Here is a 24,979-nt window from a genome sequence, read left to right on the forward strand (position 1 = left end):
ATGCGTTACTTGCGTTTGGGCCGGCGCCTAATGCGCTGCGGGCAATTTTTCAGAGTTAAAACCGGCTGTAGCCCAATCAGTACTTGCGCCAGCAGCTATTGTTTTTGTAGCACCTTGCGTCTGCTTCGCCTGCGCCGGGGCATTGCCGTAGCCGCCGCCCAGGGCGCGTATCAACGCGACCTGTGTGTCAAGCGCGCGGGCCGAGAGGTCTACCGCCAGGCGACGCTGGGCCAGCACGCTGGTTTCGGCCGTCAGCACATTGAGGTAGGTACCCAGTCCGGCCTTGTAGCGCTGCACAGCGATGTCATAGGCGCCTTCCGCGGCTTCCTGCGCGGCGCGCTGTTCGGCTTGCTGGCGCGTGATGGCTTGCGATGACGCCACCTGGTCGGCCACATCGCGCACCGCGTCTATCACGGCGGCGTTGTAGCTTTCGACAGCGGCGTCCAGGTCGGCAGTCTTGCCGCGCAGGTTGGCGCGCAGGCGGCCGGCGTCAAAAATCGGCAGGCGCAGGGCCGGCCCGACACCCCACTGCTGGCTGCCCGAGTCAAGCAGGCGGCCCAGGCCGATGCTGGAAAAACCGGCAAAAGCGACCAGGTTGACGTTGGGGTAGAACTGGGTTTTGGCGTTGGCCACGTCTTTGGACGAAGCCTCTACGCGCCACCGCGCGGCGGCAATGTCGGCGCGCCGGCCCAGCAGGTCGGCCGGAATGGCCGTGGCGGTTGCTACATTTTTGATAGCTGCTTGCGCAGGAAGGGAAAGGGCTGCAGTGCCATTTGGCTTGCCAATGAGGGCGTCGAGCGCATTGCGGGTGAGCGCCATCTGCTCTTGCAGGGTTTCGAGCTGCAGGCGCGCTTCGGGCAGGCCGCCTTCGCTCTGGCGCAGCTCCAGGCGGGTGTCCAGGCCGGCGTCAACGCGGTCACGCACCAGCTTGAGGGTTTCGTCACGCTGGGCGAGTGTTCGGCGGGCCACCGTCACCTGCTCGTTCAGGCGTACCAGCTGAAAGTAGGTGCGGGTCACATTGCTGGCCAGCAGCAAGCGTGCGGCCTGCGCGTCTGCTTCAGCCGCGCTGGCGGTGCCCAGCGCAGCATCCAGCGCGGCGCGGTTCTTGCCAAAAAAATCAAGCTCCCAGCTCACCGCGAGCTGCGCCGTACCGCTGTTGCGGATGGAGCCTGCCAGTGGTGCGGGCACTGCGCCATTGGCGGTGTATTGCTGGCGCGTCAGGTCCAGTTGCCCGGTGACCTGCGGCAGCGTGGCGGCATCGGCAACCTCGGTGACTGCCAGTGCGCGAGCCAGACGGGCCTGCGCGAGCTTCAAGGTCGGGCTGGTTTGCAGGGCCTGGTCGATCAAGCCGTTGAGCTGCACATCGCCAAACTCGCGCCACCATTCGGCGGCCAGTGGCGCCTGGGCCGGCGTTTGGCCGGCGGTGTCGGCAGCCAGGCCCAGCGAAGGCGCGTCACGCAGGCTGGAATGCGGTGCGATGCCCGACATGTCGGCACAGCCGGTGAGGCCGGTTGCCATCAGGCCCACGGCCACCACGCTGGCGGCGGCCACCAGGGCCATGCAGAAAGAGGCGCGCCAGAGCGGCAGGCGCGGCTCGGCGTGTTCGGGCTGGTTCACCGAAACGCAAGCCGAGACAGAAGCGGACGCGCTGCAAAGGGTGTTGCTGTTATTTGTCATCTTTTTCATTCGCTGCTTGAAGGGCTTGAAGGGTCTGCGCTGTTTCAAGGATGCGGCGCAGGTAGCCTTTGAGGTTTTGCCACTCCTCGACCGTGAAGCCGGCCAGGTGGGCGTTTTGCACACGGCTGAGCACCGCAGGGATTTCTTTCGCGGCTTCGCGGCCTTCGGGTGTCAGTTCGATGTTGACCACGCGCCTGTCTTCGCTGGAGCGGATGCGGCGGCAAAAGCCCTTGGCTTCGAGCCGGTCGAGCAGGCGGGTCATGGAACCGGCGTCGAGCTGGCACACACGGGCGAGTTCTGCCACCGTGGAGGCCTTGCCGAGGTAAATCTTGAGCATGGGCACCCACTGCGCGTTCGTCAGGCCCTGGGGCTCCAGTTCGCGCGTGACCTGCTGGGAGACGCTGTTGAGAATCTGGCGCATCAGCGCACCGGTGCTTTGCCCGGCGTCGTAATCGGTCGCGCAATAAAACTCGGCCGGCAACCCGCACAAGGGCGTTGAAGGAATTGAGGTCGCTGGCGGACGGGTGGATTCGGATTTCATGGACACGAATAATACATGCCTAGACAAACATTGTCAAGGCTGTGTTTGTACAGACATCTTTTATGGCTAAACTCCCCGCATGGCTACTTCTTCCCTTTCGAATGCGCCCAAGGGCGCGCCCCGCTCCCTTTCCGGCCTCGTTCCCTTCCTGCGTCCCTACCGGGGGCGGATTGTTCTGGCGATGTTTTTCCTGGTGATGGCGGCCGTTGCCACGCTGGTGTTTCCGCTGGCCCTGCGCAGCCTGATTGACGGCGGGCTCAGCGCTGCAGACAAGGGCCAGCAGCTGATGGCGCTGCGCACCCATTTCTTTGAGCTGTTTGGCGTGGCGGCGGCGCTGGGCCTTTTTTCGGCAGGCCGCTTTTACATGGTGAGCTGGCTGGGCGAGCGTGTGACGGCGGACCTGCGCAACGCGGTCTACGCGCATGTGGTGCGGCAAAGCCCCGAGTTTTTTGAAACCACGCAAACCGGCGAAGTGCTCTCGCGCCTGACAGGGGACACGACACTGGTGCAGACGGTGGTGGGCTCCTCGCTCAGCATGGGCCTGCGCAATGCAGTCATGGGCGTGGGCGCGCTGGGCATGCTGGTCTATACCAACCCTTACCTCATGGTGCAGGTACTGGTGGTGCTGGTGTTGATCGTCGCGCCCTCGGTCTGGTTTGGCCGGCGTGTGCGCAAGCTGTCGCGCGCCAGCCAGGACCGCGTGGCAGACTCCAGCGCGATCGCGGCCGAAGTGCTTAACGCCATTCCGGTGGTGCAAAGCTACACCGCTGAAGGCCGCGAAGCCGCGCGCTTTGATGCGTCAACGACCAATGCCTTCAACACCGCGATTCGCCGCACCAGGGCGCGCTCGGTGCTGGTGGCCTTCATCATCATCGCCACGTCGGCGGCGCTGCTGTGGGGCCTGTACCAGGGCACGCAGGCGGTAATGCGTGGGGACATCACGGCGGGCCACCTGGGCCAGACAGTTGTTTACGTGATCATCCTGGCCAGCGCGGCGGCCGTGCTGGGCGAGGTCTATGGCGACCTGCTGCGGGCTGCGGGCGCCACCGAACGGCTGATGGAGTTGCTGACGTCGCGTTCACCCGTGGCATCACCGGCCAACCCGGTTCCCGCACAAGTCACGCGGGCCGGCAGCGCGGTCAAATTTGATGCCGTGACATTTCACTACCCGTCGCGGCCTGCGCAGGCCGCGCTGACAAACTTTTCCCTGAGCGTGGCGCCCGGCGAAACGGTGGCCATCGTGGGGCCCAGCGGCGCGGGCAAGAGTACGGTGTTCCAGCTGCTGCTGCGGTTTTACGACCCGGCTTCAGGCCGCATCGAACTGGATGGCGTGCGCACTGCCGACATGGCGCTGCATGATTTGCGGCAGCGCATCGGCATCGTGCCGCAGGACGCTGTCATCTTCTCGACCAGCGCGCTGGAGAACATCCGCTACGGCAAACCTGAAGCCACTGATGAAGAGACCCGTGCAGCGGCCAGGGCGGCCTTCGCACATGAGTTCATCACAGCCCTTCCCGAAGGCTACGACACCTTCCTGGGGGAGCGCGGCGTGCGGCTTTCCGGCGGCCAGCGCCAGCGCATTGCGATTGCCCGGGCGATGCTGAAAAACGCCCCGCTGCTGCTGCTGGACGAAGCCACCAGCGCGCTGGATGCCGAAAGCGAACGCATGGTGCAAGCGGCCCTGGAGTCGGCCATGAAGGACCGGACGACGCTGGTGATTGCGCACCGGCTGGCCACTGTGCAGCAGGCTGACCGCATCCTGGTGCTGGACCACGGGCGACTGGTGGAGCAAGGCACGCATGCCGAGCTGGTGAACCGCGGGGGCGTTTATGCGCGGCTGGCGGCACTGCAATTCACGGTGTGACGGCCTTGGCATGTGCGGGCTTCCCGGCTTTCGCCGCAGCTCCGGCGGCCATCAAAAATCAGTGATATGCATTATTTGCATAGATTTTGCTCAACAATGCCTTGGACTATTTAGACCGGGGCTCTTAAGCTCCGTGCATTGATTCTTCCCGCAGACTTTCCCGCAAGAAATCCCACAAGGAGCTTTTTCAATGTCACACGCAGCCTCTTCTGTTCCCACCCCCGCCGGGTCTCACCCGCTTCCGTCTTACCTGCAGGCAGACAACCTGGGCCCCTGGGGCAACTACCTGCAGCAGGTAGACCGCGTCATTCCCCACCTGGGCAGCCTGGCGCGCTGGGCTGAAACCCTGAAGCGGCCCAAGCGTGTGCTGATCGTGGACGTGCCGATTCACATGGACGACGGCACCGTGGCGCACTTTGAAGGCTACCGTGTGCAGCACAACGTTTCGCGCGGCCCAGGCAAGGGCGGCGTGCGTTTCCACCAGGACGTCACGCTGTCTGAAGTGATGGCACTGTCGGCCTGGATGTCGGTCAAGAACGCGGCGGTGAACGTGCCTTACGGCGGTGCCAAAGGCGGCATCCGCGTCGACCCGAAGAAGCTTTCGCGTGGCGAGCTGGAGCGTATGACGCGCCGCTACACCAGCGAGATCGGCATCATCATCGGCCCCAACAAGGACATCCCGGCGCCGGACGTCAACACCAACGACCAGATCATGGCGTGGATGATGGACACCTACTCGATGAACACCGGCTCTACCTCAACCGGCGTTGTCACGGGCAAGCCGGTCGACCTGGGCGGCTCGCTGGGCCGGCGTGAAGCCACGGGGCGCGGCGTGTTCACCGTGGGCACCGAAGCGGCCAAGCACATCGGCCTCGATATCAGTACGGCGCGAGTCGCCGTGCAGGGCTTTGGCAATGTGGGCGGCGTGGCGGGCAAACTGTTTGCCGAAACCGGTGCACGCGTGGTCGCGGTGCAAGACCACGGTGGCACGATTTACCGTGAAGCCGGCCTCGATGTGCCGGCGCTGCTGCGTCATGTGGAAGCCAACGGCAGCGTGGCCGGATTCACCGAAGCCGAAGTCATTGCCAATGACGCGTTCTGGGACGTGGAGTGCGACATCCTGATCCCGGCCGCACTTGAGCAGCAGATCACGGCGGCCAATGCCGGCCGCATCAAGGCGCGCATGATCATTGAAGGCGCGAACGGCCCGACCACGCCCGCCGCCGACGACATCCTGCATGACCGCAACGTGCTGGTGCTGCCGGACGTGATCGCCAATGCCGGCGGCGTGACCGTCAGCTACTTTGAATGGGTGCAGGATTTTTCCAGCTTCTTCTGGGACGAAGAAGAAATCAACAAGCGCCTGGTGAAAATCATGAAAGACGCCTTTGCCGGTGTTTGGGCCGTGGCGCAAGACCAGAAGGTCAGCCTGCGTACCGCCACCTTCATCGTGGCATGCAAGCGAATCCTGCACACGCGCGAGTTGCGCGGCCTGTATCCTTAATCCGGTACTGCCCTGAGAGTCGGCAGAAGCAACGATAGCCATGAAGCGGCGGTACTCTCGGGTGCCGCCGCTTTTTTAAGCGGCCACGCGTTATGGGTGAACTCAATTACCATGGCCCGCACACCATGACCTCCAGTGCCTGGCCGGCGCCAGGAAGTTCGGCTCACCCGCTCACTCAGGATCAGGCAATCCATGCAAAGCACCGAATTCTCCATCGAGTACGTTTCACCAGCCATGATACGAAACGACTCGAATGACTTCTGCCTCATTTACAAAGAAGCTGGAGCCGATGTGTATTTCAAGAGAGAAGCGTACTTCTACGTTAAGGAGCAAACTGGTGAAAATGGCCGCCTCACTTATAAGGCTCTGCTACCCGATGAATTTAAAGGCGTGACAACCATCCCGTGGTTTTCGGAGTGGAAAAGCCTGGTCGTACGGCGTATGCGTGACTACATTCTGGGCGACCAGCGACTTCTGAGCCTGTATGGAGAAATCTCTGTTGAAGGGTTGAATCCCTGAGAGGCTGCGGGAAATCGCTTTACTGAAGTGTTTCCTTGACCGCCGCCGGCAAGGGCAAAGGCATAACGTCTATGCCTTCCTCGATCAGCTCCACAGCTTCGCGCACACTGGCCTGGCCGCGAATGCTGCGCGCCTCAAGTTCGCCATAGTGCATGCGGCGGGCCTGATCCGCAAACTGGCTTCCGACATCTTCGGTATGCGCCATCACATGACGCAAGGCCTTCAGGAACGCGGCCTGCTCTGCGTGACTCTTTGCAGCCGGTATACCCGTCATGGCGGTGGCCTCGCCTTCGGCGCCCCGCGCCGGGTTCGGAATGGCAACTTGTGAAGACGCAGCAGCCCGGCTGCCTGCGCTTACGATGTCATGGCCGCCCAGGTTGAGGCGTGGTGCACTGGGAAGTTTCTGGATGCTTTTGTCGGCGCACATCGGGCATTCGATCAGGCCGCGCGACAGCTGGGCCTGGAAGTCGTCCTCGGACGCAAACCAGCCTTCAAATGAATGCTGGTGCGCACACTGGAGATTCAGGACTTTCATGGCCGGATTATCGCCGGGGGATCAGGCTGTTGCAGCTTGCCAGTCCAAAGCCCACGCGCCGGACAGCACGTTTTGCAGCCACAGGGCGCCTGTCAATGTTTTTGCATCCGTGACCTCGCCGCTGGCACACCAGGCAAGAAGCTCAGCGGGTGTTGCCGTAAAGACGTCCAGAAACTCCCCGGCATCCAGCTTGCGCTGGCCGGGGGTCAACCCGCGCGCAAACCAGATGTCAATAAATTCGGTGGAATAGGAGATCACCGGATGCAGCACGCCTGCCCTCGCCCACTCACGCGCGGTGTAACCGGTTTCCTCCAGCAGTTCACGCTGGGCGCAGGCCAGCGAGCCTTCGCCCGGATCGAGCTTGCCCGCGGGAAACTCCACCATCACGGAACGCATGGGGTAGCGGTACTGGCGCTCCAGCACCAGACGCCCGTCGTCCAGTTGCGCCACGACCATCACGGCACCGGAGTGAATGACGTATTCGCGCGTTGCCTGCTTGCCGTCGGGCAGCCTGACGGTATCACGCAAGGCATGCAGGAAATTCCCTCTCAGGATCTCGACCGAGTCGATGCAGGTCTCGACGAGGTGCGCGTCGGCAATTGCACCGGCTTGATCAGGACCGGAAGATGTGCTCATGGACGGTGCTTGAACAGGTAGCGCCAGGTGAATCCGGGAAACGCAAAGGTGATGAAGAGCGTGCCGGTGATGGCATAAAACTCCCAGCCTTGCGGTGCAATCTGGCCGCTCCGCTGCTCAAGGTATAAACCCAGACCGCCGACAACCAGGTACCAGACCACCAGCTCTGCGGCCCTGATCGCCAGGTTTTTCGGCAACTTGAGCGCGTAGACCGCGAACAGGCGATTGCTGATGAAAGGCAGGTTGGCTGCCAGCAAGGCCAGCAGCACGACCAGCCAGACTGAAGCAGTTTGGGTCATGGCAGGGGTCAGCTACCCAGTGATTTGACGATGCTGCTGATGGACTGCGCGCACAGGGTCATCAAACCGCCAGGCATGATGCCCAGGATCAGGATGAGCGCACCATTGATGGCCAGCACTGCCTTGGCATCTGCCGGCGCAGAAACCGGCTGGGCGTTATGGGCCAAGGGTGCATCAAAGTACATAACCTTGACCACACGCAAGTAATAGAAGGAGCCCACCAGCGACATGATCACCGCAAAAACGGCCAGCACAATGTAGCTGGTTTGTTGCGAGGAAATCAGCGCCTGCAGGACGGACAACTTGGCATAAAACCCCACCAGCGGCGGCAGGCCGGCCAGCGAGAACATGCTGATGGCCATCACGCCGGCGTACAACGGGCTGCGCTGGTTCAGGCCGGCCAGATCGACGATCTCTTCGGACTCGTGCCCGGCGCGTGCCAGCAGCATGATGATGCCGAAAGCACCCAGGGTGGTGAGCACATAAGTCAGGGCATAGAACATCGCTGCGCTGTAGGCCGATTCGGTGTTGAGCTGGTTGCCGTTGACCACGCCGGCCAGCAGGCCGAGCAACAGGAAACCCATTTGCGAGATGGTGGAGAACGCCAGCATGCGTTTGAGGTTGGACTGCGCAATTGCGGCCAGATTGCCCACCAGCAGCGAGCCAATCGCCATCAATCCCAGCATCTGCTGCCAGTCAATTGCCAGCGGCAACAGGCCTTCGACCAGCAGGCGGATACAGATAGCGAAGGCCGCGAGCTGCGGCGCTCCACCGATCAGGAGGGTCACGGCTGTAGGCGCACCCTGGTAGACGTCAGGCAGCCACATATGGAAAGGCACAGCGCCCAGTTTGAAGGCCAGGCCAGCCACGATGAAGACCAAGCCGAAAATCAGTACCTGATGCTTGACCTGGCGGCTGGCAATCGCGTTGAACACCTCGTTGAGGTCCAGGGAGCCGGTCGCGCCGTACAGCATCGAAAGACCATACAGCAGGAAACCCGAAGCCAGCGCGCCCAGCACGAAGTACTTCATGGCGGCTTCGGTGGCAGTGGCGTTGTCGCGACGCAGGGCCACCAGCGCATAGCTGGACAGGGTCAGCAATTCCAGGCCCATGTAGATCACCAGGAAGTTGTGGCCCGAGATCATGACGAACATGCCCAGCAGCGCGAACAGGCTCAGCGTGAAGAATTCACCGCCGCGCAACATGTCGCGATCTGCCGCGTAAGGGCGGCCATAGACCAGCGTAATCATCACGGTGATACAGGCAAAGCACTTGAGCCAGCCGCCCATGGGGTCGCTGACAACCATGTTGCCGAAACCATAGAAGGTCTGGCCTCCAGAGGCGTAGGCAGCCTCCATGGCCGCCACGACGGCCAGGGTCAACAGCGTGAGCACGTAGGTCAGCGTACGCTGCGGCGTCTTGACGCCCAGATCCACCAGCGCAATCACGCAGGCCATGGTCAGGAGGACGATTTCCGGATAAACCGTGATCCAGGAGAGTTTGTCAATCATCTGAATTCTTTGTAGTTGCTTCAGTTCAGTTTGGAGGCCGCGACGTGCTTGAGCAGGTCCGCCACTGAAGTATTCATCACATCGGTAAACGGCTTGGGATAGATGCCCATGTACAGCACAGCGATAGCCAGCAGCGCCAGCATCAGGAATTCGCGGCTGTTGATGTCGACGAGTGCCTTGACGTCGTCATTGGCCACGGGGCCCAGGTAAACCCGCTTGTACATCCACAAGGTGTAGGCTGCGCCAAATATGAGTGCCGTCGCTGCCGCGCCGCCTATCCAGAAGTTGTATTTGACCGCACCCAAAATCACCATCCACTCGCCGACGAAACCGGCTGTGGCCGGCAGGCCGCAGTTGGCCATGGCAAAAAGCAGGGCAAAGGCCGCAAACTTGGGCATGGTGTTCACCACGCCGCCGTAGCTGGCAATTTCGCGCGAATGGACGCGGTCGTACAGTACACCAATGCACAGGAACATCGCGCCCGACACAAAGCCGTGGGCGATCATCTGCACGATGCCGCCGGAAACGCCCAGGTCGTTGAAGATGAAAAAGCCCAGGGTGACAAAGCCCATGTGGGCCACAGACGAATAAGCCACCAGCTTTTTCATGTCCTGCTGCACCAGTGCAACCAAACCAACATAGATGACAGCAATCAAGGACAGGGCAATCATCAGCCAGGACCATTCATGCGCAGCATCCGGAGCGATAGGCATCGAGAAGCGCAGGAAACCGTAAGCGCCCAGCTTCAGCATGATGGCGGCCAGCACGGCCGAACCACCTGTGGGGGCCTCAACGTGCACATCGGGCAGCCAGGTGTGGACTGGCCACATCGGCACTTTGACGGCAAAGGCTGCGAAGAAGGCGAAGAACAGCAATGTCTGCACCGTGCTGCCCAGAGGCAGCTTGTGCCAGGTCAGGATGTCGAAGCTGCCGCCCGACTTGTTGTACAGGAAGATCAGTGCCACCAGCATCAGCAGGGAGCCGAGCAAGGTGTACAGGAAAAACTTGAAGGCCGCATAGATCTTGTTGGGACCGCCCCAGATGCCGATGATCAGGTACATCGGGATCAGCGTGGCTTCAAAGAACACGTAAAACAGAATGCCGTCCAGTGCCGCAAACACGCCAATCATGAGTCCGCTGAGGATCAGGAAAGAAGCCATGTACTGGTTCACGCGCGTGGTGATGGCTTCCCAGCTGGCGATGATGACGACCACATTGATGAAAGCCGTCAGCAGCACAAACCACAGCGAAATGCCGTCAACACCCACGTGGTAGTTGACATTAAACCGCTGGATCCAGCTGCCCTTTTCGACAAACTGCATGGCCGACGTATCCAGCTGAAAACCGCTGTACAAAGGCAACGTCACCAGGAAGCTGACGACCGCGCCTATCAGCGCGACCCAGCGAACGCTGCGCGCCTGCTCGTCACGGCCCAGTGCCAGCAGAACCACACCGAAAACAATCGGCGTCCAGATCGCAAGACTCAACAAACCCATTCTTGTTCTTCCTTGATTTTGTTGAACTGATCAGCGATTGAGCCAGACGAAATACGTCATCAACACAAACACGCCAATGATCATGCCGAAGGCATAGTGGTAGATGTAGCCGGACTGCAGCCGGCGCACCATGCCGGAAACCCAGCCAACCAGCTTCCATGAACCGTTGACCAGCGCGCCATCGATCAGCTTCTGGTCGCCGCCCTTCCAGAGTGCGGTACCAAGTGCGCGCGTGCCCCGGGCCAATACGTTCTCATTGAACCAGTCAAGGTAGTACTTGTTCTCGAGCAACGTGAAGACTGGCATGCACATGCGCTTGATCGCGGCCGGCAGGGCCGGGTTGATCATGTACATGTACCAGGCCAGCACCGAGCCCGACAAGGCCAGCCAGAACGGCGCAGCCGTCAGCCCGTGCAAGGCCATCTGGGCCGGACCGTGGAACAGCCGCTTCAGCTCTTCCATGGCGGGATGTTTTTCGAGATTCACCAGGATGGCATCCTTGAAGAAGTCACCGTACAGCATGGGCTCAATCGTCATAAAGCCGATGACCACGGACGGGATCGCCAGCAGGATCAACGGCACTGTCACGACCCAGGGGGACTCGTGCGGCTCATGATGCTCGTCATGGTGGCCGTGATCGTCGTGGCCATGGTGGTGCGCATCGGGGTTCTGGTCAAAACGTTCCTTGCCGTGGAACACCAGAAAATACAGGCGGAATGAATAGAAGGCCGTCACAAAAACGCCCGCCAGCACCGCGAAGTAGGCAAAGCCGGCGCCTGCCAGATGGCTTTCATGCACGGCTTCAATGATGCTGTCCTTGGAGTAGAACCCCGCGAACAAAGGCGTGCCTATAAGGGCCAGTGTACCCAGCAGTGAGGTGATCCAGGTGATAGGCATGTACTTGCGCACGCCGCCCATCCAGCGGATGTCCTGGTTGTGGTGCATGCCGATGATGACCGAGCCGGCGGCCAGGAACAGCAGCGCCTTGAAGAAAGCGTGCGTCATCAGATGGAACACCGCGACAGAATAGGCCGAGGCGCCCAGCGCCACCGTCATGTAACCCAGCTGCGAGAGTGTGGAATACGCAACCACGCGCTTGATGTCATTCTGGATGATGCCGAGGAAACCCATGAACAAGGCCGTGATGGCGCCAATCACCATGATGAAACTGAGCGCGGTATCGCTGAGCTCAAACAGCGGTGACATGCGCGCCACCATGAAGATGCCGGCCGTCACCATGGTTGCCGCGTGAATCAGCGCGGAGATCGGGGTTGGGCCTTCCATGGAATCCGGCAACCAGACGTGCAAAGGGAATTGCGCCGACTTGCCCATGGCGCCAATGAAGAGGCAGATGCAGATCACGGTTACCAGCATCCAGCCGGTGCCCGGGAAGCTCAGCTTGGAAAGCTCGCCGGCCTTGGCAAAGGCCTCACCGTAGTTCAGTGTGCCGGCATAGGCAGCGATCAGGCCAATGCCGAGGATGAAACCGAAGTCGCCCACGCGGTTGACGAGGAAGGCCTTCATGTTCGCGAAGATGGCGGTCGGCTTGTTGAACCAGAAGCCGATCAGCAGGTAAGACACCAGGCCCACGGCTTCCCAGCCGAAAAACAGCTGCAGCATGTTGTTGCTCATCACCAGCATCAGCATGGAGAAGGTGAACAGCGAGATGTAGGCAAAGAAGCGGTTGTAGCCCTCGTCTTCTTCCATGTAGCCTATGGTGTAGATGTGCACCATGAGCGACACAAAGGTCACCACGCACATCATCATGGCCGTGAGGCCGTCAACCAGGAAGCCGATTTCCATCTTCAGGCCGCCGACGTTCATCCAGGTGTAGAGCGTCTCGTTGAAGCGCGCGCCATCGATGGCCACGCTCTTGAGCGTCATTGCCGAAATGATGAAGGCCACCAGCACGCCGAGGATGGTGAGGGTGTGCGACAGGCGACGGCCTATCCAGTTGCCGCCAAAAGAGGTGCCGAGGATACCGGCCGCCAGGGCGCCGGCCAGGGGTGCCAACGGAACGGCCAGCAGAGTTGAAGCGTTGAGGGTGGATGCCATATTAGTTTTTTTCCGCCAAGCAAGTTACGCAGGCAAACAAGGAAGCCATGCCAAGGCCGCCACGGAACCGGCTTTGCCGGACCGTCAGCGGCGCCCCCTTGAGGGGGAGGCGGCCGAAGGCCGCTTCGGGGGGGAGCGTCATCATTAGCCCTGGAGCGTATTGAGTTCGTCTACGTTAATGCTGGACTTGTTGCGGAACAGCAGCACCAGGATGGCCAGGCCGATGGCCGATTCAGCCGCCGCGACGGTCAGGATAAAGAACACAAAAACCTGACCAGCCATGTCATTCAGGTAGTACGAGAAGGCCACGAAGTTCATGTTGACCGCCAGCAGCATGAGTTCGATGGCCATCAGCAGCACGATCAGGTTTTTGCGGTTCAGGAAGATGCCGATGACCGACAGCGCGAACAGCATCGCGCCCAGCGAAAGAAAATGTCCCAGGGTGAGAGTCATGCTTTCTTCTCCTCGGCGGGAACGGCGGTTGTAGCGGTCGCGGCAACCGGTGCGGCCACGACGGATTTCATCTTGACCAAGCTGACGCGGTCCGCGCGCTTAACCCGGATCTGCTCTGAAGGATTTTGGTATTTGGAGTCCTTGCGCGCACGCAAGGTCAACGCGATGGCGGCAATGATGGCCACCAGCAGGATCACCGCGGCAACTTCCAGTGGATAGAGGTATTCCGAGTACAGCAGCTTGCCGAGTTCCTTGGTATTGGAGACCTGCGCGCCGATCTGACCCGCCGCAGTTGCAGCTTTCGGGGGTTCACGGAAGCCACCCATCAGCACATAGGACATTTCCAGCGCGATGATGGCCCCCACGGAGCCGGCCAGCGGGAAGTGCTTCCAGAAACCTTTTCGCACACTGTCGATGTTGATGTCCAGCATCATCACGACGAACAGGAACAGCACCATCACGGCGCCCACATAAACCAGCACCAGCGTGATGGCCAGGAACTCGGCCTTGAGCAGAATCCAGACGGCGGATGCCTGGAAAAATGCCAGCACGAGGTACAGCGCCGCATGCACGGGGTTGCGCGCGGTAATCACCTTGAATGCTGCAAACAGCAGCACCGCGGCAAAAACATAAAAAAGACCTGTTTTAGCGTCCATGTTGTTGTGGATTCTTTCTTGAGCCAGCGGCTTGGGATTCAGCGGTACTTGGCGTCAGCCGCGCGACTGGCGGCGATTTCGGATTCATACCGGTCACCCACGGCCAGCAGCATCTCTTTGGTGAAATACAGGTCACCGCGTTTTTCGCCGTGGTATTCAAAGATGTGAGTCTCGACGATGGAGTCGACCGGGCAGCTTTCTTCGCAGAAACCGCAGAAGATGCATTTGGTCAGGTCGATGTCGTAGCGCGAGGTGCGGCGGCTGCCGTCTTCGCGCACGTCAGATTCGATGGTGATGGCCATGGCCGGGCACACCGCTTCGCAGAGCTTGCAGGCGATGCAGCGCTCTTCGCCGTTTTCATAACGGCGCAGCGCGTGCAGGCCGCGAAAACGCGGGCTCAGCGGGGTTTTTTCCTCAGGGAACTGGACCGTGATCTTGCGGCTGAACATGTACTTGCCAGTCAGGGCCATGCCCTTGAACAGCTCGGTGAGCATGAAGCTCGACGCAAAGTCTTTGATGGAAGCTACGGTGGACATATCAATTTCCTGCGGAAGTGGAGCTTGCCGGCGATGCGTTGATGCAAGCAGGGGCCGCGGGACTGGCTTTGCCAGACCGCAGGCGCAGCGGCCCCCTCGGGGGGCAGAGAGCTACACGAAGTGAGCGAACGTGGGGGCTCATAGTCACTTCCAGATGTTGTACGGCGTCTGCATCCAGGCCCCGACGACCACCAGCCAGACCAGGGTCACGGGGATAAAAATCTTCCAACCCAAACGCATGATCTGGTCATAACGAAAGCGCGGGAAGGTGGCGCGCACCCACAGGAACATGGTGACGACCACAAAGGTCTTGGCGCCTAGCCAGATCCAGCCGGGGATGAAGCTCAGGGCTTCAACAGGCGGCAGCCATCCGCCCAGGAACAGCAGCACGGCCAGGATGGCGACCAGCCACATGTTCGCGTATTCAGCGAGAAAGAACATCGCGAAAGCCATGCCCGAGTACTCGACCATATGGCCAGCCACGATTTCGGACTCGCCTTCGACGACGTCGAAGGGGTGGCGGTTGGTCTCAGCCAGGCCGGAGATGAAGTACACGACAAAGATCGGCAGCAGTGGCAGCCAGTTCCAGGACAGGAAAGTCCAGCCATGGCTGGCCAGCGTGCCCTTGCCCTGGCTCATCACGATGTCTGTCATGTTGAGACTGCCCGACACCATGAGCACCACCACCAGGCAGAAGCCCATCGCGATTTCATAGCTGACCATTTGCGCCGAAGCGCGCATGGCGCCCAGAAAGGCGTATTTGGAGTTCGAAGCCCATCCCGCGATGATCACGCCATAGACCTCGAGTGAGGTAATAGCCATCAGGAATAGCAAGCCTGCATTGATGTTGGCCAGCGCGATCTCGGGCCCGAAGGGAATCACGGCCCAGGCGGCCAGGGCCGGCATGATGGTCATGATGGGGCCGAGCACAAACAGGCCCTTGCTGGCTGCCGTGGGGATGATGATTTCCTTGGTCAGCAGCTTGAGCGCATCGGCAATCGGCTGCAGCAGGCCGAAAGGCCCGACCCGGTTGGGGCCCAGGCGAATCTGGGTGAAGCCGATGGCCTTGCGTTCCCACAAGGTGAGGTAGGCCACCAGACCCATCAGCGGCAACAGCACGCAGACGATTTTGATGAGCGTCCACAACACTGGCCACACCGTGGCTGGCCAGATGCCGCCCATCAAACCCTGGCCGAAGGCGAAGATTCCATCAATCATGCCGTCACTCCTTCGAGCCTGGCTTCGAGGCCGGCGGCCTGGCGGGCATCCGCCGTCAGCTGCAGCGATGTCGCGCGCCTGACCAGCCCGTCGAGCTGGTAAATGCTGGCCACCGCAGGCACCTGGACGATAACGGCCGACAGGTCGATAGCGGCCTGGGTGCTGTTGCCGAGCTTGTCCGCGGGAAGCTGCGCCGCATCGGCACCCGCGACCTGCTTGAGTACGTCCTGCGAGGATTCGAAATCAAAGCCGGGCAAGCCCAGCACGTTGGCGAGCACGCGCAGCACCTTCCAGGCCGGACGGGTATCGCCCAGCGGCTTGACGACGGCGTGAAAGCTTTGCACGCGGCCCTCGGCGTTCACAAAGGTGCCGGGCGTTTCGGTGAAAGGCGCAATCGGCAGCAGCACATCGCTGAAGCCCATGTTGGCCTTGAAAGGGCTCAGCGTCACGACCATCTGTGCGGCGTTGAGCGAAGACTTGGCACTGGCGCCGGCAGCCGAGTCAAACTCGGGTTCGTTGTTGAGCAGAATCACGGCCTTGAGCTGGCCGCCCAGCATCTGACCGGCATTCAGGCCCTTGCCGGCAGGCAAGGCGCCGGCCAGTTGGGCACCCACGGTATTGGCGGCTTCTGTCAGGTAACCCACGGTGGCGCCGGTCTGCGCGCCTATCCAGTTGGCAAGCGCCAGCAGGCTGGAAGCGTTGGCATGGTGCGCTGCGGCGTTGCCCAGCAGGATGGCTTTGCGCTCGCCGCCCTGCAGGGACTTGGCGATGGCCTTGGCGGCATCGGTGGCCTGGCCGACGGCCGGCGCCGTGACGCCTTTGTCGGCGGCAATCGCTGCCGCCACATCGGCCAGGGACTGGGTCCAGGCTTCGGGCGCTGCCAGCAGCCTATTGGCGACAGGCATGGCCCACGCGTCGGCGTTTGCCAGTTCGGCGGCGGAGTTAATGGCGCTCAACGCCCCGCCCTTGCGGACAGCCTGACGTATGCGCTGCGCGAACAGCGGATGGTCCTTGCGCAGGTTAGACCCGACCACCAGCACGCGCTGCAGCTGCGACAGCGAGGCGATGGAGGTGCCCAGCCAGCGGATGGCCGAGGGCGGGGCGAACTCGGCGTTGCGCAGGCGGTAATCGATGTTCTCGCTGCCCAGGCCGCGCATCAGGGAGGCGGCCAGGTACAGCTCTTCGAGCGTGCTGTGCGGGCTAGCCAGAGTACCGATGCTGCCGGCGCCGTGATCGGCCTTGATCTGCTTGAGGCCGTTGGCCACGTATTCAAGGGCGGTCTGCCAGTCGACGGTTTTCCATTCGCCGCCTTGCTTGAGCATGGGGCTGGTCAGGCGCTCATCGCCGTTGAGGGCTTCATACGAAAAGCGGTCGCGATCGGCGATCCAGCATTCGTTGACGTCTTCGTTCTCCAGGGGCACGACACGCATGACCTTGTTGCTCTTGACCTGGACGATCAGGTTGGCACCGGTCGAATCGTGCGGGCTGACCGACTTGCGGCGCGACAGCTCCCAGGTACGGGCGCTGTAGCGGAAAGGCTTGCTGGTCAGCGCGCCAACCGGGCAGATGTCGATCATGTTGCCGGACAGCTCGGAATCCACCGACATGCCGACGAAGGTTTCGATCTCGGCGTGTTCGCCGCGATGCGACATGCCGAGTTCCATCACGCCGGCCACTTCCTGGCCGAAGCGCACGCAGCGCGTGCAATGGATGCAGCGGCTCATTTCCTGCATGGAAATCAGCGGGCCGACGTCCTTGTGGAAGACCACGCGCTTTTCTTCTTCGTAGCGCGATTCGCTGCCGCCGTAACCTACGGCAAGATCCTGCAACTGACACTCGCCGCCCTGATCGCAGATCGGGCAGTCCAGCGGGTGATTGATCAGCAGGAACTCCATCACGCCCTTCTGGGCCTTGATGGCTTTGTCGTTCTTGGTGCGCACGATCATGCCTTGCGTGACGGGCGTAGCGCAGGCCGGCATGGGCTTGGGCGCCTTCTCCACGTCGACCAGGCACATGCGGCAGTTGGCGGCAATGCTGAGTTTCTTGTGATAGCAGAAGTGCGGAATGTAGGTGCCGGCTTTTTCGGCCGCATGCATCACCGTGCTGCCTTCCAGCACTTCCACCTTCTGGCCGTCGAGTTCTATTTCAACCATATTTTTTTCTTTCCGCTACTCAGGCTTGCGCAGCAGCCGAAGCCTGGGATGTGGGAGCCTGAGGGGCTGGCGTCTTGATCATGGCTTCAAACTCATGGCGGAAATGCTTGATCATGGCGCGCACCGGCATGGCCGCAGCGTCGCCCAGCGCGCAGATGGTGCGGCCCTGGATGTTGTCAGCCACCGAGTTGAGCAGGTCCATGTCGGTTTGTTTGCCGTGGCCGTTGTGGATGCGGTCCACGACGCGCCAGAGCCAGCCCGTGCCTTCGCGGCAGGGGGTACATTGGCCGCAGGATTCGTGCATGTAGAAGTAGGACAGGCGCTTAAGCGACTCGACCATACAGCGGCTGTCGTCCATCACGATCACCGCACCCGAGCCCAGCATGGAGCCGGCCTTGGCGATGGAGTCGTAGTCCATGGTGCATTCCATCATGATGGAAGCCGGCAACACGGGCGCCGACGACCCACCGGGAATCACGGCCTTGAGTGTGCGACCCTTGCGCACGCCGCCGGCGAGTTCGAGCAGCCTGGAGAACGGCGTGCCCATGGGTACTTCGTAGTTGCCGGGCAGCTCGACGTCGCCCGAAACCGAATAGATCTTGGTGCCGCCGTTGTTGGGCTTGCCGCATTCAAGGTAGGCCTGGCCGCCGTTGCGGATGATCCAGGGCACGGCCGCAAAGGTCTCGGTGTTGTTGATGGTGGTGGGCTTGCCATAGAGACCGAAGCTGGCCGGGAACGGCGGCTTGAAGCGCGGCTGGCCTTTTTTGCCTTCGAGCGATTCGAGCAGCGCGGTTTCTTCGCCGCAGATGTAGGCGCCGAAACCGTGCGAGGCGTGGAGCTGAAAGCTGTAACCGCTGCCGAAAATGTTGTCGCCCAGCAGGCCGGCAGCGCGTGCTTCTTCCAGGGCTTCTTCAAAGCGCTGGTAGGTCGCGAAGATTTCGCCGTGAATGTAGTTGTAACCCACGCTGATGCCCATGGCGTAGGCGGCGATCGCCATGCCCTCGATCACGCTGTGCGGGTTGTACTGCATGATGTCGCGATCTTTGCAGGTGCCCGGCTCACCCTCATCCGAGTTGCAGACCAGGTATTTCTGGCCCGGGAACTGGCGCGGCATGAAGCTCCACTTGAGCCCGGTCGGGAAACCCGCGCCGCCGCGGCCGCGCAAGCTGCCGGCCTTGACTTCAGCGATGACCTGGTCGGGCGTCATGCCCTCGCCGCCATCCTGTTTCAGGATCTTGCGCAGGGCCTGGTAGCCGCCACGGGCTTCGTAATCCTTGAGGCGCCAGTTGCTGCCGTCGAGGTCAGCCAGAATTTGCGGGTTGATGTGCCGGCCGTGAAAGCAGGTCTGCACGCCGGTGGCCGAGAACTGGGACAGCACGCTTTGCGCGGCTGCGCTGTGGGGATTCAGGGGTGCGAGCGTCATGGTTGCTTTGCCTCGGCGGATTGAAGGCCTTCGATGAGCTGGTCCAGCTTCTCGTTGCTCATGAAGCTGCACATGGTGAGGTCATTGACGAGCATCACCGGGGAATCCGCGCAGGCGCCCAGGCATTCGGATTGCTGCAGCGTGAAGAGGCCGTCGGCACTGGTCTCGCCCATGGCGATGCCCAGTTTGTGCTCCAGGTGCTTCAGCGCCTTGGCGCCGTCGCGCAGCTGGCAAGGCAGGTTGGTGCAGACGTTGAGCTTGTACTTGCCAACGGGGCGCTGGTTGTACATGTTGTAGAAGGTGGTGACTTCATGCACGGCGATGGGCGCCATGCCGAGGTATTCGGCCACGACTTTTTCGCTCTCGGCGCTCACGTAGCCGTGCTCTTCCTGCAGGACGGTCAGGCAGGCCATGACGGCCGACTGTTTCTGGTCCGCGGGGTATTTGGCGACTTCGCGGTCGAAGCGCGCTCTGGTTTGTTCAGAAATCATGGGGGAAACCATCCGGTTTAGCGATCAATCTCACCGAACACAATGTCCATGGTGCCGATCACGGCGACGGCATCGGCGATCATGTGGCCGCGCGACATTTCGTCCATGGCCGCAAGGTGCGGGAAACCCGGCGGACGAATCTTCAGGCGATACGGCTTGTTGGCGCCGTCGCTGACGATGTAGATACCAAACTCGCCCTTGGGGTGCTCGACCGCCGCATAGGCTTCGCCTTCGGGCACATGGAAGCCTTCGGTGAAGAGCTTGAAGTGGTGGATCAGCTCTTCCATGTTGGTCTTCATGGATTCGCGGTCGGGTGCGGCCACCTTGTGGTTGCTGGTGATCACAGGTCCGGGGTTGACACGCAACCAGTCAATGCACTGCTTGATGATGCGGTTGGACTGGCGCATCTCTTCGATACGGACGAGGTAACGGTCGTAGCAGTCGCCGGTCTTGCCGACCGGGATGTCGAAGTCCATCTTGTCGTAGACATCATAGGGCTGCTGCTTGCGCAAGTCCCAGGCGAAACCCGAGCCGCGGAGCATGGGGCCGGTGAAGCCGAGGTTGAGGGCACGCTCAGGCGACACAACGCCGACACCGACGGTGCGCTGCTTCCAGATGCGGTTGTCCGTCAGCAGGGTTTCGTACTCATCGACATAACCGGGGAATTTGTTGCTGAAGTCCTCGATGAAGTCGAGCAAAGAACCCTGGCGGTTCTCGTTGAGCGCCGCGATGGCCTTGGCGTTCTTGACCTTGCTGACGCGGTATTGCGGCATGCTGTCGGGCAGGTCGCGGTAGACGCCGCCCGGGCGGAAGTAGGCCGCATGCATGCGCGCGCCGGACACGGCCTCGTACATGTCGAAGAGCGCCTCTCGTTCGCGGAAACAATAAATCAGGATGTTCATCGCGCCGCAGTCGAAACCGTGCGCGCCCAGCCACAGCAGGTGGTTGAGCAGGCGCGTGATTTCGGCGTACATCACGCGGATGTACTGCGCGCGAACCGGCACGTCGACGCCGAGCAGTTTTTCGATGGCCAGACAGTAGGCATGCTCGTTGGACATCATCGAGACATAGTCCAGCCTGTCCATGTAGGGCAGCGACTGGATGTAGGTCTTGCTTTCGGCGAGTTTTTCGGTCGCGCGGTGCAGCAGGCCGATATGCGGGTCGGCGCGCTGAATCACTTCGCCGTCGAGCTCGAGCACCAGGCGCAGCACACCGTGTGCCGCGGGATGCTGTGGCCCAAAGTTGAGCGTGTAGTTTTTGATTTCTGCCATGTGGGGTATCTCTTGCAAGCGCCGCTTACTGCAGCCCGCCATAGTTGTCTTCGCGGATCACACGGGGAGTGATCTCACGCGGCTCGATGGTGACCGGCTGGTAAATCACGCGCTTTTGCTCGGGGTCGTAGCGCATTTCCACGTGGCCCGAAGTCGGGAAGTCCTTGCGGAAAGGATGGCCGATGAAGCCGTAGTCGGTCAGGATGCGGCGCAGGTCGTTGTGGCCCTCGAAGATGATCCCGTAGAGGTCGAAGGCCTCGCGCTCGAACCAGTTGGCCGAGTTCCAGATGCCATTGAGCGAATCCACCACGGGGAAATCATCGTCGGGGCAGAACACCTTGAGGCGAACACGCTGGTTGAGGCTGACCGACAACAGATGCGACGCCACGCAATAGCGCAAACCGTCGTATTGGCCGTCCTTGTATTCGGAGTAATCGACGCCGCACAGGTCGATCAGTTGCTCGAAGCGGCAACCGGGCGCATCACGTAACTGGGTTGCGGCAGCCAGGTAGTCGGCAGCAGAAACCGTAAGAGTGATCTCACCGAGCGCGATGTTCAGATTCTTGACTTTGTCGCCGAGCACTGCACGAATCGTTTCGGCGAGTTGCTCCATGGAAACAGGAGAAGAGGACATGTCTTATGCCCTCGCAATCGTGTTGGTGCGACGAATTTTCTGCTGCAGCTGGATGATGCCGTACATCAGCGCTTCCGCTGTGGGTGGGCAGCCGGGCACATACACGTCAACCGGCACGATACGGTCGCAGCCGCGAACCACGGAGTAACTGTAGTGATAATAGCCGCCGCCATTGGCGCAAGAGCCCATGGACAACACCCAGCGCGGCTCGGACATCTGGTCATACACCTTGCGCAGTGCCGGTCCCATCTTGTTGCACAGCGTGCCAGCCACGATCATCAGGTCGGACTGACGTGGGCTGGGACGAAACAACATGCCGAAGCGATCCAGGTCGTAACGCGCCGCGCCCGCATGCATCATTTCGACGGCGCAGCAGGCCAGGCCGAACGTCATGGGCCAAAGCGAACCCGTCTTGGCCCAGTTCACCACCGAGTCGTAACTCGTGGTCATGAAGCCTTCGTTGAAAACACCTTCAAGTGACATACCCGTACCTTTGTGGCGTGACCCGCCTAGAGAACCCTCGGGATCTTCTTATTTCATTTCCAAATCAAACTTGCACTTTGTCGGCCCGCCTTGCCGTGCCTTAGCACTGTCTACGGCGGACCTTCGCGTTCACGCTCGATTTGGAAATGAAATCACTCCCAGTCCAGCGCACCCTTTTTCCACTCGTAGACAAAGCCCACGACCAGAATGCCCAGGAAAATCATGACGGACCAGAAACCGACGGGGCCGATTTCCTTGAGCGCCACGGCCCAGGGAAAAAGAAACGCGATTTCGAGGTCAAAAAGAATGAAGAGGATGGCAACCAGGTAGTAGCGCACATCGAATTTCATGCGGGCATCTTCGAAAGCCTCGAAGCCGCATTCGTAAGGGGAATTTTTTTCGCTGTCGGGACGCACAGGGCCCAACAAACGCCCCAGGACCTGAGGCACCACACCGACACCCACACCCACCAGAATAAACAAAAGAACAGGAAGGTATTGATCGAGGTTCATCGTGGATTCAACTTCTGAAAAGCCACTTGCGCGGTTTGCTTCAGCTTGCCGTTTGAGCCGACAGCACTGCCGGAGCGTTGCTGCCGATGCATGTCAATCTGGTGCGGACGGCGAGACTCGAACTCGCACACCTTTCGGCACTACCCCCTCAAGATAGCGTGTCTACCAATTTCACCACGTCCGCGGTATTTAACTGCCTGGATGGCATGAGGAACCTTGCGGTTTTGGCTTTCCAGACAGTCTTAGAGTTTACCCCGAAATATTGCTGCTCCCGACTGCGGGCAACAGCAAAATCTCGTTATTTCGTCGGGATTTGCGCGGCACCGGAGGCGGCGGGCGCAGGCGGGACAGGAACTGCCGTGCCGGTACCTGCAGGTGCAGAGGTTCCCGGAATCTGGGCCGCGCCGGAAGCTGCAGCAGCCGGCGCCGGAGCGGTCACGGCGGCCCCCTCCAGGACGCTGGAGCTTGTGCGTGCAGGAGCATTGCCAAAGTAAGCAAGCAGCAAGGTGCAGGCAAAAAACAACGCGGCGAGAACACCGGTAGTGCGTGACAGGAAATTGGCACTGCCGCTGGCGCCAAAAAGACTGCCCGAACCGCCGCTGCCAAATGCCGCGCCCATGTCTGCGCCCTTGCCGTGTTGCACCAGGATCAGGCCAATCATGCCGAGTGCCGAGAGCATTTGCACGGCGAGGACAATGGTTAATACAACGTTCATATCTACTCCTAAATTAATAGCGTTCTGCGCTCGTCAGTTGCGGGCTGCAGCAATAATTGTCAAAAAATCGGGGGCTTTGAGCGAGGCACCGCCAATCAGGCCGCCATCGATATCGGACTGGGCCAGCAGCGTTGCCGCGTTGGCCGCATTCATGCTGCCGCCATACAGGATTTTCACGCGGGCAAACCGATCGGTAGCCGCCTTCAATTGGCTGCGCAGCACCAGGTGCACAGCCTGCGCCTCTTGCGGGGTCGCTGTCTTGCCGGTACCAATCGCCCATACCGGTTCATAGGCCACCACGATTTCACTGATGCAGTGGCCATTGGCGTGGATCACCGCCGCGAGCTGCCGCTTCACGACTTCCTCGGTATGGCCTGCCTCACGTTCGGCCAGCGTTTCGCCAACACAAACGATGGGGGTAACACCGCAGGCCAGTGCAGATTTTGCCTTGTCGGCGACCATCGCATCAGTCTCACCGTGATACTGGCGGCGCTCCGAGTGACCAACGATGGCGAAACGGCAACCAAATTCCTTGAGCATCGCGGCACTGACTTCACCCGTATAGGCGCCGCTGGCATGAGCGGACACATCCTGCGCGCCCAGTTCAATGGCAGACAGGCCGGGTTTTGCAGCTCGCAATAACTGAACCTGTGCCAGGTAAGGCGCGGGAACACAAACCGCCACTTCGCATGCCGGAGGGCTGGCCAGCCCGCTCGCCAAGGCATCCAGCAAGGCCGCGTTGGCCTCCAGGCCGCCGTTCATTTTCCAGTTACCAGCAATAAGCTTCTTCATGGTGCCGGTGACCAGGTTAAGACGATTTTGCCGACATGCTGGTTGGACTCCATCAATGCATGCGCCTTGGCCGCATCAGCCGCCGCAAACGTGCTGTGAATCACCGGCTTGACAGCACCGCTCGCAAGCAGTGGCCAGACCTTGTCCCTCAATGCATTCGCAATGGCACTCTTGAACTCAACAGATCGCGCACGCAGGGTTGAACCGGTGACGGTCAAGCGCTTGCGCAACACCAATCCTGCATTGATCTCGGACTTGACCCCGCCCTGTATCGCAATGATGACCAGACGGCCGTCTTCGGCCATGCAGTCAACTTCTCGCGCAACATAACCACCGGCAACCATATCAAGAATGACGTCGACGCCCTTCCCGTTGGTCAGCTTTTTTGCCTCTTCGGCAAAGTCGCTGGTCTTGTAGTTGATGGCATGGTCCGCGCCCATGGCAACACAGGCAGCACATTTTTCGTCGCTGCCGGCCGTTACCAGCACCGTGGCCCCCAGGGCCTTGGCGATCTGAATGGCCGTGACGCCGATGCCGCTGGAGCCGCCCTGGATCAGCAAGGTTTCGCCCGGCTGCAGGTAAGCGCGCTCAAACACATTGCTCCAGACGGTGAAAAACGTCTCGGGCAGAGATGCCGCCTCGATGTCGCTCAACCCTGAAGGCACCGGCAGGCACTGCCCAATCGGAGCAACACACAACTCGGCATAGCCGCCACCCGCGACCAACGCGCAAACACGGTCACCGATTTTGAGACCGGCTGCAGTCATGGCCCCGGCATCGCCGGACACGATCACACCCGCGACTTCAAGCCCGGGGATGTCAGATGCCCCGGGCGGTACCGGGTAGTGACCCATTCGCTGAAGAACATCAGGGCGGTTGACGCCACTGGCGCTCACGCGGATCACTACCTCGCGAGAGCCTTCGATGGGCGCCGGGCGATCAGCCAGGCACAACACCTCAGGCTTGCCGTAGGAGGTAATTTCAACAACTTTCATGGCGTATCAA

Annotated in this window: 25 protein-coding genes and 1 tRNA gene; 3 read left to right on the forward strand and 23 right to left on the reverse strand. The window is 60.9% G+C overall.

The annotated features are described in order from the left end of the window. Positions 1-27 precede the first annotated feature (27 nt). Both AC1DU8_RS13655 and AC1DU8_RS13660 read right to left on the reverse strand, forming a co-directional pair. The gene (locus AC1DU8_RS13655) at positions 28-1,560 is read right to left on the reverse strand and encodes an efflux transporter outer membrane subunit (protein ID WP_477727055.1); all 1,533 of its coding nucleotides are present in this window, start codon (positions 1,558-1,560) and stop codon (positions 28-30) included. Positions 1,561-1,666: 106 nt separating this feature from the next. Next, on the reverse strand, positions 1,667-2,218 hold the full coding sequence (locus tag AC1DU8_RS13660) for a MarR family winged helix-turn-helix transcriptional regulator (protein ID WP_477667748.1): 552 nt from the start codon (positions 2,216-2,218) through the stop codon (positions 1,667-1,669). Positions 2,219-2,297: 79 nt separating this feature from the next. Between AC1DU8_RS13660 and AC1DU8_RS13665 the strand changes: the two genes are divergently transcribed. The 3 genes from AC1DU8_RS13665 to AC1DU8_RS13675 all read left to right on the forward strand — a co-directional run bounded on the left by AC1DU8_RS13665 (position 2,298) and on the right by AC1DU8_RS13675 (position 6,105). Continuing rightward, the gene (locus tag AC1DU8_RS13665; protein WP_477726873.1) at positions 2,298-4,082 is read left to right on the forward strand and encodes an ABC transporter transmembrane domain-containing protein; all 1,785 of its coding nucleotides are present in this window, start codon (positions 2,298-2,300) and stop codon (positions 4,080-4,082) included. Between the two features lie 190 nt (positions 4,083-4,272). Continuing rightward, positions 4,273-5,586: a Glu/Leu/Phe/Val family dehydrogenase gene (locus AC1DU8_RS13670; protein ID WP_477671605.1), complete on the forward strand. Its 1,314-nt coding sequence runs from the start codon at positions 4,273-4,275 to the stop codon at positions 5,584-5,586. 192 nt (positions 5,587-5,778) lie between these two features. Further along, positions 5,779-6,105 carry a hypothetical protein gene (locus AC1DU8_RS13675; protein WP_477726874.1) on the forward strand — a complete coding sequence of 109 codons (327 nt, stop codon included), beginning with the start codon at positions 5,779-5,781 and terminating at the stop codon, positions 6,103-6,105. 19 nt (positions 6,106-6,124) lie between these two features. Here AC1DU8_RS13675 and AC1DU8_RS13680 read toward each other — a convergent pair whose 3' ends face one another. The 21 genes from AC1DU8_RS13680 to AC1DU8_RS13780 form a co-directional block, all read right to left on the reverse strand. Beyond that, entirely contained in the window at positions 6,125-6,640 is a 516-nt protein-coding gene (locus AC1DU8_RS13680) for a DUF1178 family protein (RefSeq protein WP_477726875.1), read from the reverse strand. A 21-nt stretch (positions 6,641-6,661) separates the two neighbouring features. After that, positions 6,662-7,276, reverse strand: a complete 615-nt coding sequence (locus AC1DU8_RS13685; RefSeq protein ID WP_477701997.1) for an NUDIX domain-containing protein — start codon at positions 7,274-7,276, stop codon at positions 6,662-6,664. Further along, a complete protein-coding gene (locus AC1DU8_RS13690; protein ID WP_457279055.1) occupies positions 7,273-7,575 on the reverse strand; it encodes a DUF2818 family protein in 303 nt (100 codons plus the stop codon). The genes AC1DU8_RS13685 and AC1DU8_RS13690 overlap by 4 nt, the downstream gene beginning before the upstream one ends. An 8-nt stretch (positions 7,576-7,583) precedes the next feature. Beyond that, on the reverse strand, positions 7,584-9,086 hold the full coding sequence (gene nuoN / locus AC1DU8_RS13695) for an NADH-quinone oxidoreductase subunit NuoN (RefSeq protein ID WP_457279056.1): 1,503 nt from the start codon (positions 9,084-9,086) through the stop codon (positions 7,584-7,586). 20 nt (positions 9,087-9,106) lie between these two features. After that, positions 9,107-10,582, reverse strand: a complete 1,476-nt coding sequence (locus AC1DU8_RS13700) for an NADH-quinone oxidoreductase subunit M (protein WP_457279057.1) — start codon at positions 10,580-10,582, stop codon at positions 9,107-9,109. Positions 10,583-10,612: 30 nt separating this feature from the next. Further along, entirely contained in the window at positions 10,613-12,637 is a 2,025-nt protein-coding gene (gene nuoL, locus AC1DU8_RS13705) for an NADH-quinone oxidoreductase subunit L (protein ID WP_457279058.1), read from the reverse strand. A 144-nt stretch (positions 12,638-12,781) separates the two neighbouring features. Further along, entirely contained in the window at positions 12,782-13,090 is a 309-nt protein-coding gene (gene nuoK, locus AC1DU8_RS13710) for an NADH-quinone oxidoreductase subunit NuoK (protein WP_007864437.1), read from the reverse strand. Then, positions 13,087-13,746, reverse strand: coding sequence for an NADH-quinone oxidoreductase subunit J (locus AC1DU8_RS13715; RefSeq protein WP_457306818.1), 660 nt, complete (start codon positions 13,744-13,746; stop codon positions 13,087-13,089). Before AC1DU8_RS13715 ends, nuoK begins: the two co-directional genes overlap by 4 nt. Before the next feature lie 38 nt (positions 13,747-13,784). Beyond that, a complete protein-coding gene (nuoI, locus tag AC1DU8_RS13720; protein WP_457279060.1) occupies positions 13,785-14,282 on the reverse strand; it encodes an NADH-quinone oxidoreductase subunit NuoI in 498 nt (165 codons plus the stop codon). Between the two features lie 144 nt (positions 14,283-14,426). Then, positions 14,427-15,500 carry an NADH-quinone oxidoreductase subunit NuoH gene (gene nuoH, locus AC1DU8_RS13725; RefSeq protein ID WP_457279061.1) on the reverse strand — a complete coding sequence of 358 codons (1,074 nt, stop codon included), beginning with the start codon at positions 15,498-15,500 and terminating at the stop codon, positions 14,427-14,429. Further along, positions 15,497-17,653 carry an NADH-quinone oxidoreductase subunit NuoG gene (nuoG, locus tag AC1DU8_RS13730; protein WP_457279062.1) on the reverse strand — a complete coding sequence of 719 codons (2,157 nt, stop codon included), beginning with the start codon at positions 17,651-17,653 and terminating at the stop codon, positions 15,497-15,499. Before nuoG ends, nuoH begins: the two co-directional genes overlap by 4 nt. Before the next feature lie 19 nt (positions 17,654-17,672). Further along, entirely contained in the window at positions 17,673-19,076 is a 1,404-nt protein-coding gene (gene nuoF, locus AC1DU8_RS13735) for an NADH-quinone oxidoreductase subunit NuoF (RefSeq protein ID WP_457279063.1), read from the reverse strand. Further along, positions 19,073-19,567, reverse strand: coding sequence for an NADH-quinone oxidoreductase subunit NuoE (gene nuoE, locus AC1DU8_RS13740; RefSeq protein WP_457279064.1), 495 nt, complete (start codon positions 19,565-19,567; stop codon positions 19,073-19,075). The genes nuoF and nuoE overlap by 4 nt, the downstream gene beginning before the upstream one ends. A 17-nt stretch (positions 19,568-19,584) precedes the next feature. Further along, on the reverse strand, positions 19,585-20,838 hold the full coding sequence (locus tag AC1DU8_RS13745; RefSeq protein ID WP_457279065.1) for an NADH-quinone oxidoreductase subunit D: 1,254 nt from the start codon (positions 20,836-20,838) through the stop codon (positions 19,585-19,587). Positions 20,839-20,863: 25 nt separating this feature from the next. Continuing rightward, positions 20,864-21,472, reverse strand: coding sequence for an NADH-quinone oxidoreductase subunit C (locus tag AC1DU8_RS13750; protein WP_457279066.1), 609 nt, complete (start codon positions 21,470-21,472; stop codon positions 20,864-20,866). A gap of 3 nt (positions 21,473-21,475) precedes the next feature. Continuing rightward, positions 21,476-21,955: a NuoB/complex I 20 kDa subunit family protein gene (locus AC1DU8_RS13755; RefSeq protein WP_007864469.1), complete on the reverse strand. Its 480-nt coding sequence runs from the start codon at positions 21,953-21,955 to the stop codon at positions 21,476-21,478. Between the two features lie 152 nt (positions 21,956-22,107). Continuing rightward, complete coding sequence (locus AC1DU8_RS13760) at positions 22,108-22,467, reverse strand: NADH-quinone oxidoreductase subunit A (RefSeq protein WP_007864471.1); 360 nt, start codon at positions 22,465-22,467, stop codon at positions 22,108-22,110. A gap of 99 nt (positions 22,468-22,566) precedes the next feature. Beyond that, positions 22,567-22,651: transfer RNA gene (locus AC1DU8_RS13765), tRNA-Leu, on the reverse strand. A 114-nt stretch (positions 22,652-22,765) separates the two neighbouring features. Beyond that, positions 22,766-23,182: a preprotein translocase subunit SecG gene (gene secG / locus AC1DU8_RS13770; RefSeq protein WP_457279067.1), complete on the reverse strand. Its 417-nt coding sequence runs from the start codon at positions 23,180-23,182 to the stop codon at positions 22,766-22,768. Between the two features lie 33 nt (positions 23,183-23,215). Further along, positions 23,216-23,974, reverse strand: a complete 759-nt coding sequence (gene tpiA, locus AC1DU8_RS13775) for a triose-phosphate isomerase (protein WP_477667742.1) — start codon at positions 23,972-23,974, stop codon at positions 23,216-23,218. Then, complete coding sequence (locus AC1DU8_RS13780) at positions 23,971-24,969, reverse strand: NAD(P)H-quinone oxidoreductase (RefSeq protein WP_477726876.1); 999 nt, start codon at positions 24,967-24,969, stop codon at positions 23,971-23,973. The genes tpiA and AC1DU8_RS13780 overlap by 4 nt, the downstream gene beginning before the upstream one ends. Positions 24,970-24,979: the final 10 nt, after the last annotated feature.

The sequence above is a fragment of the Polaromonas sp. P3_A5 genome (assembly GCF_056403055.1).

Excerpts from the sequence above, each read along its gene's own strand:
- AC1DU8_RS13655 (WP_477727055.1), bottom strand. The coding sequence starts at position 1,560 with ATGGCCCTGGTGGCCGCCGCCAGCGTGGTGGCCGTGGGCCTGATGGCA.
- AC1DU8_RS13700 (WP_457279057.1), bottom strand. The coding sequence starts at position 10,582 with ATGGGTTTGTTGAGTCTTGCGATCTGGACGCCGATTGTTTTCGGTGTG.
- AC1DU8_RS13690 (WP_457279055.1), bottom strand. The coding sequence starts at position 7,575 with ATGACCCAAACTGCTTCAGTCTGGCTGGTCGTGCTGCTGGCCTTGCTG.
- AC1DU8_RS13760 (WP_007864471.1), bottom strand. The coding sequence starts at position 22,467 with ATGAACCTCGATCAATACCTTCCTGTTCTTTTGTTTATTCTGGTGGGT.
- AC1DU8_RS13745 (WP_457279065.1), bottom strand. The coding sequence starts at position 20,838 with ATGGCAGAAATCAAAAACTACACGCTCAACTTTGGGCCACAGCATCCC.
- nuoI (WP_457279060.1), bottom strand. The coding sequence starts at position 14,282 with ATGTCCACCGTAGCTTCCATCAAAGACTTTGCGTCGAGCTTCATGCTC.
- nuoK (WP_007864437.1), bottom strand. The coding sequence starts at position 13,090 with ATGACTCTCACCCTGGGACATTTTCTTTCGCTGGGCGCGATGCTGTTC.
- nuoN (WP_457279056.1), bottom strand. The coding sequence starts at position 9,086 with ATGATTGACAAACTCTCCTGGATCACGGTTTATCCGGAAATCGTCCTC.
- secG (WP_457279067.1), bottom strand. The coding sequence starts at position 23,182 with ATGAACGTTGTATTAACCATTGTCCTCGCCGTGCAAATGCTCTCGGCA.
- AC1DU8_RS13670 (WP_477671605.1), top strand. The coding sequence starts at position 4,273 with ATGTCACACGCAGCCTCTTCTGTTCCCACCCCCGCCGGGTCTCACCCG.
- AC1DU8_RS13750 (WP_457279066.1), bottom strand. The coding sequence starts at position 21,472 with ATGTCCTCTTCTCCTGTTTCCATGGAGCAACTCGCCGAAACGATTCGT.
- AC1DU8_RS13665 (WP_477726873.1), top strand. The coding sequence starts at position 2,298 with ATGGCTACTTCTTCCCTTTCGAATGCGCCCAAGGGCGCGCCCCGCTCC.
- AC1DU8_RS13715 (WP_457306818.1), bottom strand. The coding sequence starts at position 13,746 with ATGGACGCTAAAACAGGTCTTTTTTATGTTTTTGCCGCGGTGCTGCTG.
- nuoE (WP_457279064.1), bottom strand. The coding sequence starts at position 19,567 with ATGATTTCTGAACAAACCAGAGCGCGCTTCGACCGCGAAGTCGCCAAA.
- nuoL (WP_457279058.1), bottom strand. The coding sequence starts at position 12,637 with ATGGCATCCACCCTCAACGCTTCAACTCTGCTGGCCGTTCCGTTGGCA.
- nuoF (WP_457279063.1), bottom strand. The coding sequence starts at position 19,076 with ATGACGCTCGCACCCCTGAATCCCCACAGCGCAGCCGCGCAAAGCGTG.
- AC1DU8_RS13685 (WP_477701997.1), bottom strand. The coding sequence starts at position 7,276 with ATGAGCACATCTTCCGGTCCTGATCAAGCCGGTGCAATTGCCGACGCG.
- nuoH (WP_457279061.1), bottom strand. The coding sequence starts at position 15,500 with ATGATTGATGGAATCTTCGCCTTCGGCCAGGGTTTGATGGGCGGCATC.
- AC1DU8_RS13680 (WP_477726875.1), bottom strand. The coding sequence starts at position 6,640 with ATGAAAGTCCTGAATCTCCAGTGTGCGCACCAGCATTCATTTGAAGGC.
- tpiA (WP_477667742.1), bottom strand. The coding sequence starts at position 23,974 with ATGAAGAAGCTTATTGCTGGTAACTGGAAAATGAACGGCGGCCTGGAG.
- AC1DU8_RS13780 (WP_477726876.1), bottom strand. The coding sequence starts at position 24,969 with ATGAAAGTTGTTGAAATTACCTCCTACGGCAAGCCTGAGGTGTTGTGC.
- nuoG (WP_457279062.1), bottom strand. The coding sequence starts at position 17,653 with ATGGTTGAAATAGAACTCGACGGCCAGAAGGTGGAAGTGCTGGAAGGC.
- AC1DU8_RS13755 (WP_007864469.1), bottom strand. The coding sequence starts at position 21,955 with ATGTCACTTGAAGGTGTTTTCAACGAAGGCTTCATGACCACGAGTTAC.
- AC1DU8_RS13675 (WP_477726874.1), top strand. The coding sequence starts at position 5,779 with ATGCAAAGCACCGAATTCTCCATCGAGTACGTTTCACCAGCCATGATA.
- AC1DU8_RS13660 (WP_477667748.1), bottom strand. The coding sequence starts at position 2,218 with ATGAAATCCGAATCCACCCGTCCGCCAGCGACCTCAATTCCTTCAACG.